This window comes from Cryobacterium inferilacus (assembly GCF_019599185.1).
Classification (GTDB): Bacteria; Actinomycetota; Actinomycetes; order Actinomycetales; family Microbacteriaceae; genus Cryobacterium; species Cryobacterium inferilacus.
In genome coordinates this window covers 131,489-148,846 of record NZ_JAIEUL010000008.1, presented here as the reverse complement: position 1 = coordinate 148,846, position 17,358 = coordinate 131,489, and the positions used below count along the sequence as shown (strand labels likewise).

General features: G+C 67.0%; 15 protein-coding genes. 5 read left to right on the top strand and 10 right to left on the bottom strand.

Translation table 11 applies throughout. The features are described from left to right. Positions 1–58 precede the first annotated feature (58 nt). The 4 genes from K2F54_RS09415 to K2F54_RS09400 all read right to left on the bottom strand — a co-directional run bounded on the left by K2F54_RS09415 (position 59) and on the right by K2F54_RS09400 (position 4,209). Complete coding sequence (locus K2F54_RS09415; protein ID WP_220605623.1) at positions 59–1,354, bottom strand: citrate synthase; 1,296 nt, start codon at positions 1,352–1,354, stop codon at positions 59–61. 410 nt (positions 1,355–1,764) lie between these two features. Further along, complete coding sequence (dapC, locus tag K2F54_RS09410) at positions 1,765–2,877, bottom strand: succinyldiaminopimelate transaminase (protein ID WP_220605599.1); 1,113 nt, start codon at positions 2,875–2,877, stop codon at positions 1,765–1,767. A 3-nt stretch (positions 2,878–2,880) separates the two neighbouring features. Beyond that, positions 2,881–3,204, bottom strand: coding sequence for a ferredoxin (gene fdxA, locus K2F54_RS09405; protein WP_066594116.1), 324 nt, complete (start codon positions 3,202–3,204; stop codon positions 2,881–2,883). Positions 3,205–3,240: 36 nt separating this feature from the next. After that, positions 3,241–4,209 carry a PIG-L deacetylase family protein gene (locus K2F54_RS09400; RefSeq protein WP_220605598.1) on the bottom strand — a complete coding sequence of 323 codons (969 nt, stop codon included), beginning with the start codon at positions 4,207–4,209 and terminating at the stop codon, positions 3,241–3,243. Between the two features lie 223 nt (positions 4,210–4,432). Here K2F54_RS09400 and efeU point away from each other — a divergent pair, with 223 nt between their 5' ends. From efeU to efeB, 3 genes are read left to right on the top strand one after another with little or no spacing between them, the layout of a single operon-like run. Then, positions 4,433–5,284, top strand: coding sequence for an iron uptake transporter permease EfeU (gene efeU / locus K2F54_RS09395; RefSeq protein ID WP_220605597.1), 852 nt, complete (start codon positions 4,433–4,435; stop codon positions 5,282–5,284). A 29-nt stretch (positions 5,285–5,313) separates the two neighbouring features. Next, the gene (efeO, locus tag K2F54_RS09390; protein ID WP_220605596.1) at positions 5,314–6,483 is read left to right on the top strand and encodes an iron uptake system protein EfeO; all 1,170 of its coding nucleotides are present in this window, start codon (positions 5,314–5,316) and stop codon (positions 6,481–6,483) included. A gap of 13 nt (positions 6,484–6,496) precedes the next feature. Next, positions 6,497–7,798, top strand: coding sequence for an iron uptake transporter deferrochelatase/peroxidase subunit (efeB, locus tag K2F54_RS09385; protein ID WP_220605595.1), 1,302 nt, complete (start codon positions 6,497–6,499; stop codon positions 7,796–7,798). A 32-nt stretch (positions 7,799–7,830) separates the two neighbouring features. Here efeB and K2F54_RS09380 read toward each other — a convergent pair whose 3' ends face one another. The 6 genes from K2F54_RS09380 to K2F54_RS09355 form a co-directional block, all read right to left on the bottom strand. Then, the gene (locus K2F54_RS09380; protein WP_220605594.1) at positions 7,831–8,289 is read right to left on the bottom strand and encodes a hypothetical protein; all 459 of its coding nucleotides are present in this window, start codon (positions 8,287–8,289) and stop codon (positions 7,831–7,833) included. Positions 8,290–8,392: 103 nt separating this feature from the next. Next, positions 8,393–10,303: a translational GTPase TypA gene (typA, locus tag K2F54_RS09375; RefSeq protein WP_220605593.1), complete on the bottom strand. Its 1,911-nt coding sequence runs from the start codon at positions 10,301–10,303 to the stop codon at positions 8,393–8,395. A 164-nt stretch (positions 10,304–10,467) separates the two neighbouring features. Beyond that, positions 10,468–12,240, bottom strand: coding sequence for a dipeptide ABC transporter ATP-binding protein (locus K2F54_RS09370; protein ID WP_220605592.1), 1,773 nt, complete (start codon positions 12,238–12,240; stop codon positions 10,468–10,470). Continuing rightward, positions 12,237–13,181, bottom strand: coding sequence for an ABC transporter permease (locus K2F54_RS09365; RefSeq protein WP_220605591.1), 945 nt, complete (start codon positions 13,179–13,181; stop codon positions 12,237–12,239). The genes K2F54_RS09370 and K2F54_RS09365 overlap by 4 nt, the downstream gene beginning before the upstream one ends. Further along, positions 13,171–14,100 carry an ABC transporter permease gene (locus K2F54_RS09360; RefSeq protein ID WP_220605590.1) on the bottom strand — a complete coding sequence of 310 codons (930 nt, stop codon included), beginning with the start codon at positions 14,098–14,100 and terminating at the stop codon, positions 13,171–13,173. Before K2F54_RS09360 ends, K2F54_RS09365 begins: the two co-directional genes overlap by 11 nt. A 115-nt stretch (positions 14,101–14,215) precedes the next feature. After that, a complete protein-coding gene (locus tag K2F54_RS09355) occupies positions 14,216–15,835 on the bottom strand; it encodes a peptide ABC transporter substrate-binding protein (RefSeq protein WP_220605589.1) in 1,620 nt (539 codons plus the stop codon). Between the two features lie 303 nt (positions 15,836–16,138). Between K2F54_RS09355 and K2F54_RS09350 the strand changes: the two genes are divergently transcribed. After that, positions 16,139–16,531, top strand: a complete 393-nt coding sequence (locus K2F54_RS09350) for a thiol-disulfide oxidoreductase DCC family protein (protein WP_220605588.1) — start codon at positions 16,139–16,141, stop codon at positions 16,529–16,531. Beyond that, positions 16,528–17,292 carry a CPBP family intramembrane glutamic endopeptidase gene (locus tag K2F54_RS09345; protein WP_220605587.1) on the top strand — a complete coding sequence of 255 codons (765 nt, stop codon included), beginning with the start codon at positions 16,528–16,530 and terminating at the stop codon, positions 17,290–17,292. Before K2F54_RS09350 ends, K2F54_RS09345 begins: the two co-directional genes overlap by 4 nt. The last annotated feature ends 66 nt before the right edge of the window (positions 17,293–17,358 follow it).

Sequence of the window (17,358 nt, the reverse complement as noted above, 5' to 3'; positions counted from 1 at the left end):
CGGCCGGCACAAGCGAAAAGCCCCTTCCCGGTGGGAAGGGGCTTTTTCGCATCCGCTGTTAGTGCAGCGGGTAGTCGCGGGCGACGGAGCCCGTGTAGAGCTGCTGCGGGCGGCCGATCTTGAGCGCGGGGTCGAGGTTCATCTCCCGCCAGTGCGCGATCCAGCCGGGCAGCCGGCCGATCGCGAACAGCACGGTGAACATGCGCGGCGGGAAGCCCATCGCCTTGTAGATCACGCCGGTGTAGAAGTCGACGTTGGGGTAGAGCTTGCGCTCCTTGAAGTAGTCGTCGTTCAGCGCGATGAACTCGAGCTCCTTGGCGATGTCGAGGAGGTCATCCTTCACACCCAGGGCTTCGAGCACGGCGTCGGCGCTCTCCTTGACCAGCTTGGCGCGCGGGTCGTAGTTCTTGTAGACCCGGTGGCCGAAGCCCATCAGGCGCACGCCGGCTTCCTTGTTCTTCACCCGCTCGACGTACTTCTGCACGCCCTCACCCGACGCCTTGATGTCGCTGAGCATGGTGAGCACGGACTCGTTGGCGCCGCCGTGCAGCGGGCCGGAGAGGGCGTTGATGCCACCGGAGACCGAGGCGAACAGGTTGGCCTCTGTGGACCCGACCAGGCGCACGGCCGAGGTGGAGGCGTTCTGCTCGTGGTCCTCGTGCAGCATCAGCAGACGTTCGAGCGCCTTGCTCACCACCGGGTTCACCTCGTACGGCTCGGCCAGGGTGCCGAAGTTGAGCTTGATGAAGTTGTCCACGAAGCTCAGGGAGTTGTCCGGGTACAGGAACGCGTGCCCGATGCTCTTCTTGTGCGCGTACGCGGCCATCACCGGCAGCTTCGCCAGCAGGCGGATCATCGACAGCTCGACCTGCTCTGGGTCCTTGGGGTTCAGGGAATCCTGGTAGTAGGTCGACAGAGCCGAGACGCCGGCCGAGAGCACCGACATCGGGTGCGCGTTGTGCGGCAGGGCGTCGTAGAACCGGCGCAGGTCTTCGTGCAGCAGCGTGTGCCGACGGATGCGGGTGTCGAACGCGCTCAGTTCGCTTTCGCTGGGCAGCTCACCGTAGATGAGCAGCCAGGCGGTCTCGAGAAAGCTGGAGTTCTGTGCGATCTGCTCGATCGGGTACCCGCGATAGCGGAGGATGCCCGCATCGCCGTCGATGTACGTGATGGCTGACCTCGTTGCCGCCGTGTTCACGAATCCGGAGTCGAAGGTGGTGAAACCGGTCTGCTTGGTCAGCGTTCCGATGTCGATGCTGGACGGTCCATCTGTACTCGCCAGGATGGGGAACTGCGCCGATCCCCCCGTGTACGTCAGAGTGGCCGTCTGCGGCTCCGATGTGGGCCGCTCGATAATCTCTGGCTCACTGGCTGGTGTTCGCTGCGCGACGTCGCTCACGGCGCCTCCCTGGATTTCAAAGCCTTTCGGCTGTTGGTCTATGGCGGTCCGCCGCAGCACGCTCGTGGTGCTTGGCAACGATAACCCGCGTACAGCCTATTCTGCCGAGGGGCATACTGTTGCATCCGCCAATTTCGGCCAGAGTCCATTGGCACTAGAGCACAGCCGATCCGCGGCCGCCGGCGGCCCCGGTGGGAGCATAACTCCTGCAGAATCCCCGCCGCGGAGGTGGACTCCCGCGTCATTCCGGCATCCGTCGCCCACCCGCGGGGCAAGCTGCAGGAGTTATGCAGCGCGAGCGGGCGAAGCCCGGACTGGGGGCACGGCCGGGCCGGTGGCGGCGAGCCGAGCCGGGCCGGTACGGGCTACGCCGTGACGGATGCCCGCAGCCGGTCGGCGGCCGCGGTGATGCGTTCGTCGGAGGCAGTGAGGGAGAACCGCACGTGCTGGGGGTAGAAGTCGCCGTAGAACGGGCCGGGGCCGGCCAGGATGCCGAGTTCGGCGAGCCGTCGGATGGAATCCCAGGCGTCGACGCCGGCGGTGGCCCAGAGGTAGAGCCCGGCCTCGCTGTTCTCGATGGTGAAGCCCGCGGCGATCAGCGCCGGCAGGAGCACCCGGCGGCGGGCCAGATAACGGTCCCGCTGCACCCGCACGTGCTCGTCGTCGCCCAGGGCGGCCACCATGGCGGCCTGCAACGGGGCGGGCAGCATCAGGCCAGCGTGCTTGCGCACGGTGAGCAGACGGCCCAGCACGTCGCCGCAGCCGGCGGCGAAGGCGCCGCGGTAGCCGGCCATGTTGGACTGCTTGCTCAGCGAGTAGATCGCCACGATGTTGTCGGTGTCACCGTCGGTGACGCGCGGGTCGAGGATGCTGGGGATCGGCTCCCTGTCCCAAGGGGCGTCCCAGCCGAGTTCGGCATAGCACTCGTCGTTGACGATCACGGCGCCCAGCTCCCTGGCGCGGGCCACGGCGGTGCGGAGGAACTCGACGTCGAGCACCCGGCCGTCGGGGTTGCCCGGACTGTTCAGCCAGATCAGCCGGGTTGACTCTGGCCACTCGGCGGGATCGTCCGAGCCGAACGCGTCCGCGCCGGCCATGGCGGCACCGATCGCGTAGGTGGGGTATGCGGCGCGCGGGTGCACGACGGTGTCGCCCTCGCCCACGCCGATCATGAACGGCAGCAGCGCCACCAGCTCCTTGGAGCCGATGGTGGGCAGCACGTTCTTCTCGCTCAGTCCGGTGACCCCGCGGCGGCGGGCGTACCAGTCGATGATGGCGTGCTGCAGCCCAGGCGTGCCGGTGGTCTGCGGGTAGGCGTGCGCATCCGTGGCCGACGCCAGGGCGGCCTGCACGACGGGCGGGGTGGCGTCGACAGGCGAGCCGATGGAGAGATCGACGATGCCGTCAGCGTGGGCCCTGGCCTGCTGCGCGAACGGCAGCATCGCATCCCACGGGTAGTCCGGGAGCGGCTTAAGCACGCGCTAGTGCTGAACCTGGGGCGGGAGCACCGAGATCACCGGGTGGTCCTTGGCGATGACGCCCACCTTGGCGGCCCCACCGGGCGAGCCGATGTCGTCGAAGAACTCCACGTTGGCCTTGTAGTAGTCCGCCCACTGCTCCGGCAGGTCGTCTTCGTAGTAGATCGCCTCGACCGGGCAGACCGGTTCGCACGCTCCGCAGTCGACACACTCGTCCGGGTGGATGTAGAGGGAGCGTTCACCCTCGTAAATGCAGTCGACCGGGCATTCGTCGACGCAAGCACGATCCTTGACGTCCACACAGGGCAGAGCGATGACATACGTCACAGTGGCGGAATTCCCTTCACGAACAGAGGTATCAGTCTACGCGTTCGACCGGCGGGCCGGTATTCGGGGCCAGGCGATGACCACAGCGGCGACGAGGGCGGGCGCCATGGTCCAGACCGTTCCCAGCACACCGGCGGGCACCAGCACCGACCCGCCGGTGCTGCGCAGGGAGAGCAGGAAGACCGTGGCCAGCATGCCGATCGCCGCGGCCAGCACCACGAGACGGTCGTGCACCACCAGGCGCAGTCCCACCAGCAGGGTGCTGGCGGCGATCAGGGACAGCACCAGCCCGACCGGTACGGTCACCGAGCCCAGCTCGACGGTGGTCTGGTGGGCCACGGTGCCCAGAACGGCGAAGAGCGCGCCGGCGGCCAACGCGACCACGGCGCTGACCAGACGGGTCGCCACCGTCGGCGCCTCCGCCGGGTGCGCCACCCTGGTCGGTGGGGCGGGGCGGACGAACGACTCCGAACCGCTCACCTGCACCTCTCCCCCGTCGGCGAGACGTACGACCCGACCGTCAACGAGCCAACGGTGGGCGTATGCGCCGAGCGCGCCGAGCTTGCGGTCGAGCTGATCGCTCACGTCGATGGCCGTGACCCGCTGGCCGTCGGCGGCGAACACCCGGGAGCTGACGAAGACCGGCACCCCGTTGTCATCGGCGGCATCGATCGCCGCCTGCCGCAGCACCGGGTCGGTGGCCGCGGTCACGACGGCGGTCGCCTGCGTCTCGGCGAGGGCGGACCCGAGGGTGGCGCGGCTCGCGACGGGGTCCGGTTCACCGGAGAGCACCCGCCACTGCCCCGCGTCCGGTTCACCGAGCGTAGTGCGGGCCTGCGTGACGGATGCCGCGTCCGCTTCGGCCGCATCCGTCGTACCGAACAGCACGGTCACACTGGCTCCGTCGTCGAGGAGCCTGGCGATCGTGCCGCCGGTGAGGAGCGATTCGTCACCGGGGGCATCGAGGATGAAGACCACTCGTTCGCCGGAACCTGACATGACCATGGAAACTCCTGAGTAACGCGAACGAGCGGGTGGTGACGCAGACCGGCGGGGCGGCGGCGGATCCCTGACAAATCTTAGCTGGACACATCCGGGCAACGAACGTACAGTGGGCGGGTAAGGTTAGCCTTACCAACGATGCCCGTGGTCGTAGTGCCCTGGGCCAGCGCCGAGCCGACCCCACGCTCCCGCGACCCCCCACCCTCACCCACAACCGGGAAGAACCGTGCTCGCAAACTACCTGATCGGCCTGCGTGAAGGCCTTGAAGCGGCCCTGATCGTCACCATCCTGATCGCCTACGTGGTCAAGATCGGCCGCCGCGACGTGCTCCCCCGCATCTGGGCCGGAGTGGGACTAGCCGTGCTGCTGGCTCTGACGCTCGGCGCCGTCCTCACCTTCGGCACCCACGGGCTCAGTTTTGCCGCCCAGGAGACCATCGGCGGGTTGCTCTCGATCATCGCCACCGGTTTCGTGACCTGGATGGTCTTCTGGATGCTGCGCACCGCCACAGACCTCAAGGGGCACCTGCACGGCAGCATCGACAAACACCTGGTGGGCACGGGGATGGGTCTCGTGCTCGTCGCCTTCCTCGCGGTCGGCCGGGAGGGCATCGAGACGGCCCTGTTCATCTGGGCGGCCGTACAGGCGACCGGGCAGACCACGATGCCGCTGATCGGGGCAAGTCTGGGCATCCTCACCGCCGTCGGCCTGGGCGCTCTGATCTACGCCGGCATGCTCAGAATCAACCTCAGCCGGTTCTTCACCTGGACCGGCGCCATCCTGATCATCGTCGCCGCCGGCGTGCTGTCATACGGGGTGCACGACCTGCAGGAGGCCGGCATCCTGCCAGGACTCAACGCGCTCGCCTTCAACGTGACCGCCGCGATCCCCCCGGACAGCTGGTACGGCACCCTGCTCAAGGGCACCCTCAATTTCTCCCCCGCCACGACCTGGCTGGAGTTGTTCGTCTGGATCGCCTACGTGGTGCCCACGCTCACCCTCTTCATCGTCATGAGCCGCCGGGGCCGACCCGCTGCCGCTCCCCGCCAGGCCGCGCCAGCGGTCGCCGCCCACTGACCCCACACCCCACCCCTCTAAGGACACCTATGCGCGCCCGCCTCCTTCCCCTCGTCGCCGTCACGGCCGCCGGCCTGTTGGCCCTCACCGGATGCGTCGCCAACGCCACCGGGTCCGACTCACCCAACGGCGCCCTCACGGTGGACAGCAGCGCGGATGCCTGCACCCTCTCCGCCGCCGAGGCACCGTCGGGCAACCTCAGCTTCACGGTCACGAACTCCGGCGACCAGGTCACCGAGTTCTACCTGCTCGCCGAAGACGGCCTGCGCATCGTCGGCGAGGTCGAGAACATCGGCCCTGGACTCAGCCGCGACCTCGTCGTGCAGCTCCCCGCCGGAAACTACCTGACCACCTGCAAGCCGGGCATGGTCGGCGACGGCATCGACAAGACCGCGTTCACGGTCACCGACTCCGGTGACGACGTCGTGGTGGATGCCGACCTCGACGCCCAGGTGGAGGTCGCGAACACGAACTATGCCGCCTATGTGCGTGACCAGGTGGCGCAGCTGGTCACCGGCACCCAGGCCTTCGCCGACGCCTACCTGGCCGGCGACGACGACACCGCCCGCGCCCTCTACGCCCCCACCCGGGCGCACTGGGAACGCGTGGAGACCGTCGCCGAATCCTTCGGCGACCTCGACCCGCAGCTGGACCTGCGCGAGGCCGACCTCGAGGAGGGCCAGGCCTGGACCGGCTGGCACGCCATCGAGAAGGACCTCTGGCCGGCCGACGCCGAGGCCGGGTTCGCGGCGTACACACCAGAGCAGCGCGAGAACCTGTCCGGGCTGCTCGTTTCAGACACCGAGACCCTGAACGAGAAGGTGCAGGAGCTGGACTTCACCCTGGCCCAGCAGACCAACGGCGCCATCGGGCTGCTCGACGAGGTGGCCACGGGCAAGGTCACCGGCGAGGAGGAGTTCTGGTCGCACACCGACCTCTGGGATTTCCAGGCCAACATCGACGGCGCGCAGGTGCTCTACTCCGGCGTCCGCGACATCCTGCTCGAGGAGGATGCCGAGCTGGCCGCCGACCTCGACGCCGAGTTCGCCGCCCTGCAGTCCCTGCTCGACGCCCAGCGGGTCGGTGACGGCTTCACCCTGTACACCGCGCTCAGCCCGGCCGAGGTCAAGGCCTTCGCCGACCAGGTCAACGCCCTCGGTGAGCCGCTGAACCAGCTGACCGCCACGCTCGTGCTCTAACGAAAGAAACACCATGACCGACTCCCCCGCCCACGCACCGGATGCGCACGCCCCCCGCGGCCTCTCCCGCCGCGGCCTGCTCGGACTGGCCGGGGCGGGGGTGGCCGGGCTCGGGCTGGGCATCGCCGGCGACAGGGCGGCGCTGGCCGTCACAGCGCCGGCTGCCGGCACAAACGCCGGCGCGGTGTACCCCTTCTACGCCACCCACCAGGCCGGTATCGTCACCCCGGCGCAGGACCGGCTGCACTTTGCCGCGTTCGACGTCGCCGACGGAACCAGCCGGGCCGAGCTCATCGAACTGCTGCGGGACTGGAGCGCAGCGGCCGCCCTGATGACCGCGGGCAAGGACGTCGGCGAGTACGGCTCGGTCAACGGGCCATACGACGCCCCGCCAGAAGACACCGGTGAGGCCCTCGGCCTGCCGCCGACCGGCCTCACCATCACATTCGGGTTCGGGCCCAGCCTCTTCCAAACCACGGCCGGCGTAGACAGATTCGGCCTGGCCGCGAGGCGACCGGCGGAACTGGTGGACCTGCCGCACTTCCCCGGCGACATGCTCGACGACGGCAGAAGCGGCGGCGACCTGTGCATCCAGGCCTGCGCCGATGACCCGCAGGTGGCCGTGCACGCCATCCGCAACCTCTCCCGCATCGCCTTCGGGCGCGCCGCCATCCGCTGGTCGCAGCTGGGCTTCGGCCGCACCTCGTCGACGAGCACCAGCCAGGCCACGCCGCGCAACCTGTTCGGGTTCAAGGACGGCACGGCCAACATCAAGGCCGAGGAGCCGGCAGCACTGACCGAGCACCTCTGGGTGGGTTCAGACGACGGCCAGGCCTGGCTGGCGGGCGGCTCGTATCTCGTGGCCAGGCGCATCCGCATGACCATCGAGACCTGGGACCGCACGAGCCTGCGCGAACAGGAGACCGTGATCGGGCGCAACAAGGGCGAGGGGGCGCCGTTGTCCGGCGGCACCGAGTTCACCGGACCCGACTTCGAGCTCGCCGGCCGCGCCGACGAGCCGTTGATCGGCACCGCCGCGCACGTGCGGCTGGCGCATCCCGGCCAGAACGACGGCGTGCGGATGCTGCGCCGGGGCTACAATTTCGTCGACGGGAACGATGCCCTCGGCCGGCTCGACGCCGGGCTGTTCTTCATCAGTTTCCAGCGCACCCCGGCCACGTTCACGGCGGTGCAACTGAACCTGGCCCGCCACGACGCCCTCAACGAGTACATCAGGCATGTCGGCTCCGCACTGTTCGCGGTCCCGCCTGGGGCAGCCCAGGGCTCCTACGTGGGCGCGCCGCTGTTCGCCTGACACCGCTCCGCCTGACACCGCCGGAGCGCTTGTCAGGCGGGGCCCACCGTGTTCAGCACACCGTCGGGAGTGCCCGCGATCGTGACCGTGTATGTGCTGTTCTTCAGTGCCACCACGCCCACGTCGCCCACGTTCGCCGAGTTCCCGGCATCCGGCTCGAACCCGGCGTCGACAAGCTTCTCCTTCGCGTCGGCCAGCGGGTCGGTCGTGGCAGACGCCACGGTCACCACCCAGCCCTGGTCACCGTTGGTGGTGTTCCCAGCGCCGAACTTGATCTCGCCGTCGATCACCGGGATCACGGCGGGCCACCCATCCGGCAGCGCCCCGCCGAGGCTGACGTCGCCGTCTGTGGCCCCCTGCACGGCGCCGTTGACGGCATCCTGCACCTGTGCGTCGGAGCAGCCGGCCAATGCCGGACCGACCGCGAGCACCGCCACCAGGGCCAGGCCCACCCGCAGCGGAGACTTCGTCGACGTGAATGCTGTGGTCATGGTTCCCTCACGTGTTTCGCAACTGACTTGCCTGACAAAAAACCGCAGGCACCCCGCGCCGGAAAACCGGTACAGGGTGCCTGCGATCAGATACTGCTACGGACTAGTTCGCGTCCTGCTTCTTCAGACGCGAGACGTTGCGCTGACGAGCGGATGCGGCGAGTTCGACCTTGCGAATACGAACGACGGCCGGGGTGACCTCGACGCACTCGTCTTCGCGGGCGAATTCGAGGCACTGCTCGAGCGTGAGCTGCTTCGACGGCGTCATCGACTCGAACGTGTCGGAGGTGGACTGACGCATGTTGGTCAGCTTCTTCTCCTTGGTGATGTTCACGTCCATGTCGTCACCGCGCGAGTTCTCGCCGATGACCATGCCCTCGTAGACCTCTTCGGTCGGGTTCACGAAGAACTGCATGCGCTCCTGCAGGGCGATGATCGCGAACGGAGTGACCACACCGGCGCGGTCGGCGACGATCGAGCCATTGGTACGGGTGTTGATCGTGCCGGCCCAGGCCTCGTAGCCGTGGAAGATCGCGTTGGCGATACCGGTACCACGGGTGTCGGTGAGGAACTCGGTGCGGAAGCCGATCAGGCCGCGCGACGGAACGATGAATTCCATCCGGACCCAGCCGGTGCCGTGGTTGGCCATGTTCTCCATGCGACCCTTGCGGGCGGCGAGGAGCTGGGTGATCGCGCCGAGGTACTCTTCCGGCGAGTCGATGGTGAGGTGCTCGTACGGCTCGTGGATCTTGCCGTCGACGCGCTTGACGACTACCTGCGGCTTGCCGACGGTGAGCTCGAAGCCCTCACGACGCATCTGCTCGACCAGGATCGCGAGAGCGAGCTCGCCACGGCCCTGGACTTCCCAGGCGTCCGGACGGCCGATGTCGAGAACACGGAGCGAGACGTTACCGACGAGCTCCTTGTCGAGGCGGTCCTTGACCATGCGGGCGGTGAGCTTGTGGCCCTTGACCTTGCCGATGAGCGGCGAGGTGTTGGTGCCGATGGTCATCGAGATGGCGGGGTCGTCGACCGTGATGGTCGGCAGCGGGCGCACGTCATCGGGGTCGGCGAGGGTCTCACCGATGGTGATGTCGGGGAATCCGGCGACGGCGACGATGTCACCGGGGCCTGCGGACTCGGCCGGGTACCGGTCGAGGGCCTTGGTGATCATCAGCTCGGTAACGCGCACGTTCGAGACGCTGCCATCGTGCTTGACCCAGGCCACGGTCTGGCCCTTCTTGATGGTGCCCTGGAAGATGCGCAGCAGCGCCAGGCGACCGAGGAACGGCGAGGAGTCGAGGTTGGTGACCCAGGCCTGCAGCGGGTGCTCGTCGTCGTAGACGGGAGCGGGGATGTGCTCGAGGATCGCTTCGAAGAGCGGCTCGAGGTCGTCGTTGTCCGGCAGGGAGCCGTTCTCCGGCTTGGTGAGGCTGGCGGCGCCGGCACGGCCGGACGCGTAGACGACGGGCACGTTGAGCACCAGGTCGAGGTCCAGGTCGGGCACGTCGTCGGCCATGTCGGAGGCGAGGCCGAGGAGCAGGTCCTGGCTCTCTTCGACGACCTCATCGATGCGCGCGTCGGGACGGTCGGTCTTGTTGACCAGGAGGATCACGGGCAGGTGCGCCTCAAGTGCCTTACGCAGCACGAAGCGGGTCTGCGGCAGCGGGCCCTCCGAGGCGTCGACGAGGAGCACAACACCGTCGACCATGGACAGGCCGCGCTCGACCTCGCCACCGAAGTCGGCGTGGCCGGGGGTGTCGATCACGTTGATGGTGATGGGGCCATCCTTGGCGTGGATGCCCTTGTAGGAGATCGCCGTGTTCTTGGCGAGGATGGTGATGCCCTTTTCGCGCTCGAGCTCGTTGGAGTCCATCGCACGCTCTTCCGTGTGCGAGTGCTCGGCGAACGAGTTCGTCTGCTGCAACATCGCGTCGACCAGCGTCGTCTTGCCGTGGTCAACGTGGGCAACGATTGCAACATTCCGGAGGTTATTGCGGGTAGCAATCGCCATAAAAATAGATCCTTACGAAGAATGGATGCCGCAGATAATCGCGTGCGGCGAAGAGTGGATGAGTGGGGTCACCATGGACCCAAGGGTCTATCCTACCGTATTCGGCCCACCGGGACTGAAAATGCCCCTCGGCCGGGGCCGAGGGGCAGTCAGTTCGCTGGAACCTAACGCCCGAACTGGAAGTTACCGCCGGGGATGGCGGCGAGCAGCTCCTGCGTGTAGGCCTGCTGGGGGTTGTCGAAGACATCGTCGGTCGACGCGGCCTCCACGATCCGGCCGCGCTGCATCACGCAGACATTATCGGCCACCAGCCGCACCACAGCGAGGTCGTGCGTGATGAACAGATAGGTGAGGCCGAGCTCGGTCTGCAGCTCGGTGAGCAGGTTGAGCACCTGGCCCTGCACGAGCACGTCGAGGGCGGAGACGGCCTCGTCGAGCACGAGCACGTCGGGCTTGAGCGCGAGAGCCCTGGCGATGGCGATCCGCTGACGCTGGCCACCGGAGAGTTCGCTCGGGTAGCGGAAACGGCTCGACCACGGCAGGGAGACCTGCTCGAGCAGTTCCTTGACCCGCGCCTGGCGTTCCTTGGCGGTACCGACGCCGTGCGCCAGAAGCGGCTCGGCGATGGTGTTGCCCACGCTGTACTGCGGGTCGAGGGAACCGTACGGGTCCTGGAAGACCGGCTGCACACGGCGGCGGAACTTGAGCAGTTCCTTGCCCTTGAGCCCGGCGACATCCTGACCGTCGAACTCGATGGAGCCGCTGGTGATGCTCTCCAGCTGCAGCACGAGCTTGGCCACGGTGGACTTGCCCGAACCGGACTCGCCCACGAGCGCCGTTGTGGTGCCCTTCTGGATGCCGAAGCTGACGCCGTCGACGGCGCGCAGCTCGTCGGTGCGCAGCCCCTTCTTGCGGATCCGGTAGACCTTGGAGATGTTCTCGATCGAGATCAGGTCCTTGACCGGGGCGGCGTGTTCACGTTCGGCAGCGCGGGCGACCAGGGTGTCATCGAGTGAATCGCCACTGTAGATCGCGCTGTCGCCGGCCGAGGCGTGTTTGGCCGACTGGATGCGCCGGGAGGCGAGGCTCGGTGCCGCGGACACCAGGCGCTGGGTGTACGGGTGCTGCGGGTTGGCCAGGATCTCCTGCGACGGGCCGGATTCGACGACCTTGCCCTTGTACATCACCACGAGCTGTTCCGCGCGCTCGGCGGCGAGGCCGAGGTCGTGCGTGATGAACAGCACGCTGGTGCCGTAGTCGCGGGTAAGGGTGCCGAGGTGGTCGAGGATCTGACGCTGCACGGTGACGTCGAGCGCGCTGGTGGGCTCGTCGGCGATGAGCAGCTTGGGCCGGGCGGAGAGCCCGATGCCGATCAGCACCCGCTGACGCATGCCGCCGGAGAACTGGTGCGGGTACTGCTTGAGACGGTCCGCAGCGTCGCTGAGTCCGGCTTCCTGTAGCACCTCGATGGTGCGGGCGCGTGCTTCCTTGCCCTGGGCGAGGCCGTTGGCCTTGATCGCCTCTTCCACCTGGAAACCGATGTTCCAGACCGGGTTGAGGTTGGACATCGGGTCCTGCGGCACGTAGCCGATCAGGTTTCCACGCACGGCCTGGATCTCTTTGGCGCTGAGCTTGGTGAGGTCGCGGCCCTCGAACAGCACCTGACCGCCGGTGACCTTGCCCGCACCGGGCAGCAGGTCGATGATGGCCTGCGCCGTGGTGGTCTTGCCCGAACCGGACTCCCCCACAATGGCGAGGGTCTGGCCGGCGTACAGGGTGATGTCCACGCCGCGGACCGCGGGAACGAGGCCGCGCTGGGTCTGGAAGCCCACCTCGAGGTTGCGGATCTGCAGCAGGGGCTGTTCGTCGGCCTGGATACCCTCGGTGCTGCCGACGGGCAGACCCTCTGGGGTGATGTCGATTACGGACTGGCTCATCGGAGCGCCCTCGCCTTCGGGTCAAGCGCGTCGCGCAGAATATCGCCCAGCATCAGGAACGCGAGAACCGTCAGGGACAGGGCTGCCGCCGGGTACAGGAGCACCTGCGGGTTGGTCACCAGGGAGGTCTGCGCCTGGCCGATGTCGTTACCCCAGGACATCACGTTGGTCGGCAGACCGATACCGAGGAACGACAGGGTGGCCTCGGCCACGATGAACGTTCCGAGCGACACCGTCGCGATCACGATCACCGGGGCGATCGCGTTCGGGATGACGTGGCGCAGCAGGATCCGGAACTTGGAGACACCCAGGGCCGTCGAGGCCATGACGTAGTCGGAGTTCGTGGCCGAGAGTACCGCACCGCGCATGATGCGGGCGATCTGGGGCCAGGCGAAGATCGAGAGCACGAACGCCACGGTGGTGGGCGTGGCGGCCGGCAGGACCGACATGAGCACGATGGCGCCGAGCACGGTGGGGATGGCGAAGAAGATGTCGCCGATGCGGGACACAACCGCGTCCAACCAGCCGCCGTAGTAGCCGGCCAGGGAGCCGACGACAACGCCGATCAGGGTGACCAGCGCCGTGGCCAGGAGGCCGACGGTGACGGACGCCTGGGTGCCGTGGATGGTGCGGGAGAAGACGTCACAGCCCTGGCGGGTGAACCCGAACGGGTGCCCCGCTTCCGGTCCGCCGTTGCTGTTGGCCAGCAGGCAGTTCAGGCTGGGCGACACCTGGGTGAACAGGGTCGGGAACAGTGCGACGACGGCAATGAGCAGGATCAGCGCGGACGACACCCAGAACATCGGGCGGCGGCGCATCGCTTCCCAGGCATCAGCCCAGGTGCTGCGGGCCTTCTGGGACTCGTCGAGGCGGTCGACCGCCGCTACCGGCGTGTCTTCCAGTTCGGCGACGAAATGGGCCTGGCCAGGCTTACTTGGCATAACGAATCCTTGGGTCCAGAGCTGCGTACAGCAGGTCGACGAACAGGTTGGCGACCACGAAGATGACCACCATCACGGCAATGAAGGAGACCACAGTGGTGCTCTCGCCGAGGGTGATCGCCTTGAACACGGTGCCACCGACGCCGTTGATGTTGAAGATTCCCTCGGTCACGATGGCACCGACCATGAGTGAACCGAGGTCCACGCCGAGGAAGGTGATGACGGGGACGAGGGAGTTGCGCAGCACGTGCACGGTGACCACGCGCGGCCGGGAGAGACCCTTGGCCGTTGCCGTGCGGACGAAGTCGGCGTTGAGGTTGTCCGCGACGCTGGCGCGGGTGAGGCGCACGATGTAGGCGAATGACACGCTGGCCAGCACGAGGGCGGGCAGCACGAGCTCTCCCCAGGGCGCTTCGCCGCTGACCGTGGTGCGGAACCAGCCGAGCTGCACACCGAAGGTGAGCCTGAAGACGAAGCCGAGCACGAAGGTCGGCACGCTGATGAGCAGCAGGCTGACCACGAGGGCGCTGGCGTCGAACAGCTTGCCCTTGCGCAGGCCCGCGATCAGTCCGACGACGATACCGGCGACGGACTCGAAGAACAGGGCGAGCATGGCCAGGCGGAAGGTGACCGGGAATGCTCCGGCCATCACGTCGCTGACCGGGCGGCCGGAGTAGGTGGTGCCCAGGTCGCCCTGGAAGAAGTTACCGATGTACAGGAAGTACTGCACGATGAACGGCTTGTCGAGGTTGTACTGCGCCCTCACCTGTTCGATCACACCGGGTGCCGGCGGGCGGTCACCGTAGAGCGCCGCGATCGGGTCACCCGGGAGGGAGAAGACCATGAAGTAGATCAAGAACGTTGCCCCGAAGAACACGGGGATCATCTGGAGGATTCGCCTGCCTGTGTACCACAGCATCAGGTGAGCTCCGTAAATCTTTTATACATGAGGATCGCAATCACTGGATGAGTCTAGTCAGTGCAATGTCCGGGGCTTGACGCCCCGGACATTGCACTGCAGGTGGAACTAGGTATTAACCCTTGGTGATCTGGTAGTACAGCGGGACGGAGTCCCAACCGAACACCACGTTGTCGACGGTGTCAGCAGACACACCGTTGACGTTGGAGTACCACAGCGGGATGGACGGGAGGTCCTGGAGCAGGACTTCCTGGGCTTCCTGGTACTTGGCGGTGGCGTCCTCAACGTTGGACGCGGTAGCGCCCTCGCGGAGCAGGCCGTCGAAGGCCTCGCTGCTGTAGTCCTCGTAGTTCGAGCCGGCACCGGTCTGGTACAGGGGCGCGAGGAAGTTGTACAGCGACGGGTAGTCCGCCTGCCAGCCGGCGCGGGTTCCACCGGTCAGAGCGTCGTTCGAGCGGTCTTCGAGTGCAGCAGCGAAGGTCGGGTACGGCTTGCCGGTGGCGGAGATGTCCAGCGTGTTGACGATGCTGTTGATCACAGCGTCGACCCAGGCCTGGTGGCCACCGTCGGAGTTGTAAGCGATGTCGAACGTGGTGTCGCCGTACGGTGCGATGGCGTCAGCCTCTGCCCACAGCTTGACGGCCTCTTCCGGGTTGTATTCCAGGACGTCGGCGCCTTCGAGCGAGTCGGAGTAGCCGTCGATGACCGGGGAGGTGAAGTCGGTCGCGGGGGTGCGGGTGCCCTGGAAGATGACGTCCGTGATTTCCTCGCGGTTGATCGACATCGAGATGGCTGCACGACGCAGCTCGCCCTCTTCGCCGCTCCAGTGCTCGAGGTAGTACGGCATGTTGAAGCCCTGGAAGATGGCTGCGGCCTGGTTCACGGCACGGTCGCCGAACTCGGCTTCGTAGGTTTCGAACGCGGAGTCCGGAACGGCGTCGAGAACGTCGAGGTTTCCGCCCTGGACGTCTGCGTATGCAGCGGCCTGGTCGTTGTAGAAGATGATGTCGAGGCCACCGTTGACGGGCTTGCGCACGCCGTCGTACCCCGGGTTGGTGACGAGGCTGATCTTGTCCTCGTGGACCCAGGCGCCTTCACCGTCGAGCATGTACGGACCGTTGCCGATCGGGTTCTCACCGAAGGCGGCCATGTCGTCGTATGCAGCGGACGGCAGCGGCATGTAGGCCGTGTAGCCGAGGCGCAGCGGCCAGTCGGCCTCGGGCGAGGCGAGCTCGACCGTGAAGGTCTGGTCGTCGACGACCGTGAGGCCGGTCAGTTCGGAGTCAACCTCGTAGTCGAAGCCCACGATGTTGTCGAAGAAGTAGGAAGCGCTCTGAGCGTTGCTGAACAGTGCGCCGTAGTTCCAGGCATCCACGAAGGAGTCGGCCGTGACGGGCTCATCGTTGGTGAAGGTCCAGCCCTCTTCGAGGGTGACGGTCCAGGTGGTGGCGTCGTCGGACTCGATCGACTCAGCGACCTCGTTCTCGATCTCGCCTGCGGCGTTGTAGGAGACCAGGCCGGCGAAGATGGAGGTGGCGATCTTGCCACCGCCGGTCTCGGTGGTGTTGGTCGGGATCAGCGGGTTCTGCGGTTCGCTGCCGTTGGTGCTGATGATCGCTGCGGTGTCAGCCGCCGGAGCGTCTGCCTCGTCGGCGGATGACGCGCAACCCGACAGCGCGAGTGCGCTGACCGATACGAGCGCGAGGGCGCTGAGGCCCATGCGAGATCTCTTCAATTTTCCTCCTGTGCAAAGGTGAGCGCCGGCTCGGTTTGTAACCAAGCGGCGCGCTAGTAATGAAAACCCTAGGTTTGTCTCGGGCCGGGTGCAAAATCTGACGGTAAACGTTACACAGGAGTAACCAAGCGCGCACGATTCTTGCGTGGATGCCCAAAATTGCGTTTTATTCTGCGATGCTCGCGAGATATTCTCACGATGCTTGGACTCTTGGGGGCTCAGGGTCTGCAAGCGGTTTCAAAATCATGGGAAGGGGACGCCAAACCACTGCCCGCGCCGGTGTGGGTAGCGCAAAATAGAGGCATGCCGACTCCTCCGCCCGCCCTGCCGGCGACGCTGATCTTCGACGGCGACTGCGGGTTCTGCACGACCGCTGTGCTCTGGCTGCAGCGCTCCCTCCCCCGGGTCCCGGCGACGGCGCCGTTCCAGTGGACGGACCTGTCCCGCTACGGGCTGGACGAGGAGCAGGCCAGGGCGCGAGTCTGGTTCGTCACCAATGGTCGCCGCTACGGTGGCGCCGCCGCGGTCGCCGCGCTGCTGCGCGGTCAACCGATCGCAGTGCTACGAGTGCTGGGCTGGCTCGCGGCGGTGCCACCGTGGTCCTGGGCCGCAGAGGCCGGCTATCGGGTGGTGGCCCGGTATCGCTATCGCCTACCGGGTGGCACCCCGGCGTGCCGGATGCCGAGCGCCGGATGAGCAGGTCGCCTGCCCGGCTGCTCTGGGAGATCGCGATCGTGCTCGGGCTCTCGCTCGGGGCGTCTGCGGTCTACTCGATCGTCTCGATCATCTCCCGCCTCACCGCGGAGGTCGCCCTGGGCGATCAGTCCGCCACCATCAACGGGTCGCAGTCGACCCGGGAGTGGTTGGACTTCACCTATCAGTTCCTGGGCATCGCGTTCGCACTGTTTCCCGTCGTGCTGGTGCTGTTCCTGCTCTGGCAACCCGGCCGCAGCTCGTTCGGGCTGCTCGGGCTGGATTTCACCGAACCGGGGCGAGACCTGCTGCGTGGCGGCGGCCTGCTGCTGCTCATCGGGATCCCCGGCCTTGGCCTCTACCTGGCCGGACGGGCGCTCGGGTTCACGGTGGCCGTGGTGCCGGCGCCGTTGGACACCTTCTGGTGGACCATCCCGATCCTGGTGTTCTCGGCTCTTCGCAGCGCGCTGGTGGAAGAGGTCATCGTGGTGGGCTACCTCTTCACCCGATTGCGCCAGCTGGGCTGGAACGCCTGGACCATCATCCTCTCTGCCGCTCTGTTGCGCGGCAGTTACCACCTGTACCAGGGCATCGGCCCGTTCGTGGGCAATGTTCTGATGGGAGTGGTCTTCGGCTGGTGCTACCTGCGCTGGGGCCGGGTGATGCCGCTGGTGATCGCGCACTGGGTGCTCGACATCGTGTCCTTCGTCGGGTACCCCCTGGCGGTCCTCTGGTGGCCGGCCCTCCTCAGCCCCGCGTCCTAGACCACGCCGTTGGTCGAGCTTGTCGAGACCAGGTCTACTTCGACAGGCTCAGCACGGCGTCGACAA

What these genes read in the sequence shown, in the direction of transcription:
- typA (WP_220605593.1), bottom strand. Translation starts at nt 10,303, where the DNA reads ATGGCGATTGCTACCCGCAATAACCTCCGGAATGTTGCAATCGTTGCC.
- efeO (WP_220605596.1), top strand. Translation starts at nt 5,314, where the DNA reads ATGCGCGCCCGCCTCCTTCCCCTCGTCGCCGTCACGGCCGCCGGCCTG.
- K2F54_RS09380 (WP_220605594.1), bottom strand. Translation starts at nt 8,289, where the DNA reads ATGACCACAGCATTCACGTCGACGAAGTCTCCGCTGCGGGTGGGCCTG.
- K2F54_RS09360 (WP_220605590.1), bottom strand. Translation starts at nt 14,100, where the DNA reads ATGCTGTGGTACACAGGCAGGCGAATCCTCCAGATGATCCCCGTGTTC.
- K2F54_RS09345 (WP_220605587.1), top strand. Translation starts at nt 16,528, where the DNA reads ATGAGCAGGTCGCCTGCCCGGCTGCTCTGGGAGATCGCGATCGTGCTC.
- K2F54_RS09350 (WP_220605588.1), top strand. Translation starts at nt 16,139, where the DNA reads ATGCCGACTCCTCCGCCCGCCCTGCCGGCGACGCTGATCTTCGACGGC.
- efeB (WP_220605595.1), top strand. Translation starts at nt 6,497, where the DNA reads ATGACCGACTCCCCCGCCCACGCACCGGATGCGCACGCCCCCCGCGGC.
- K2F54_RS09365 (WP_220605591.1), bottom strand. Translation starts at nt 13,181, where the DNA reads ATGCCAAGTAAGCCTGGCCAGGCCCATTTCGTCGCCGAACTGGAAGAC.
- K2F54_RS09400 (WP_220605598.1), bottom strand. Translation starts at nt 4,209, where the DNA reads ATGGTCATGTCAGGTTCCGGCGAACGAGTGGTCTTCATCCTCGATGCC.
- K2F54_RS09370 (WP_220605592.1), bottom strand. Translation starts at nt 12,240, where the DNA reads ATGAGCCAGTCCGTAATCGACATCACCCCAGAGGGTCTGCCCGTCGGC.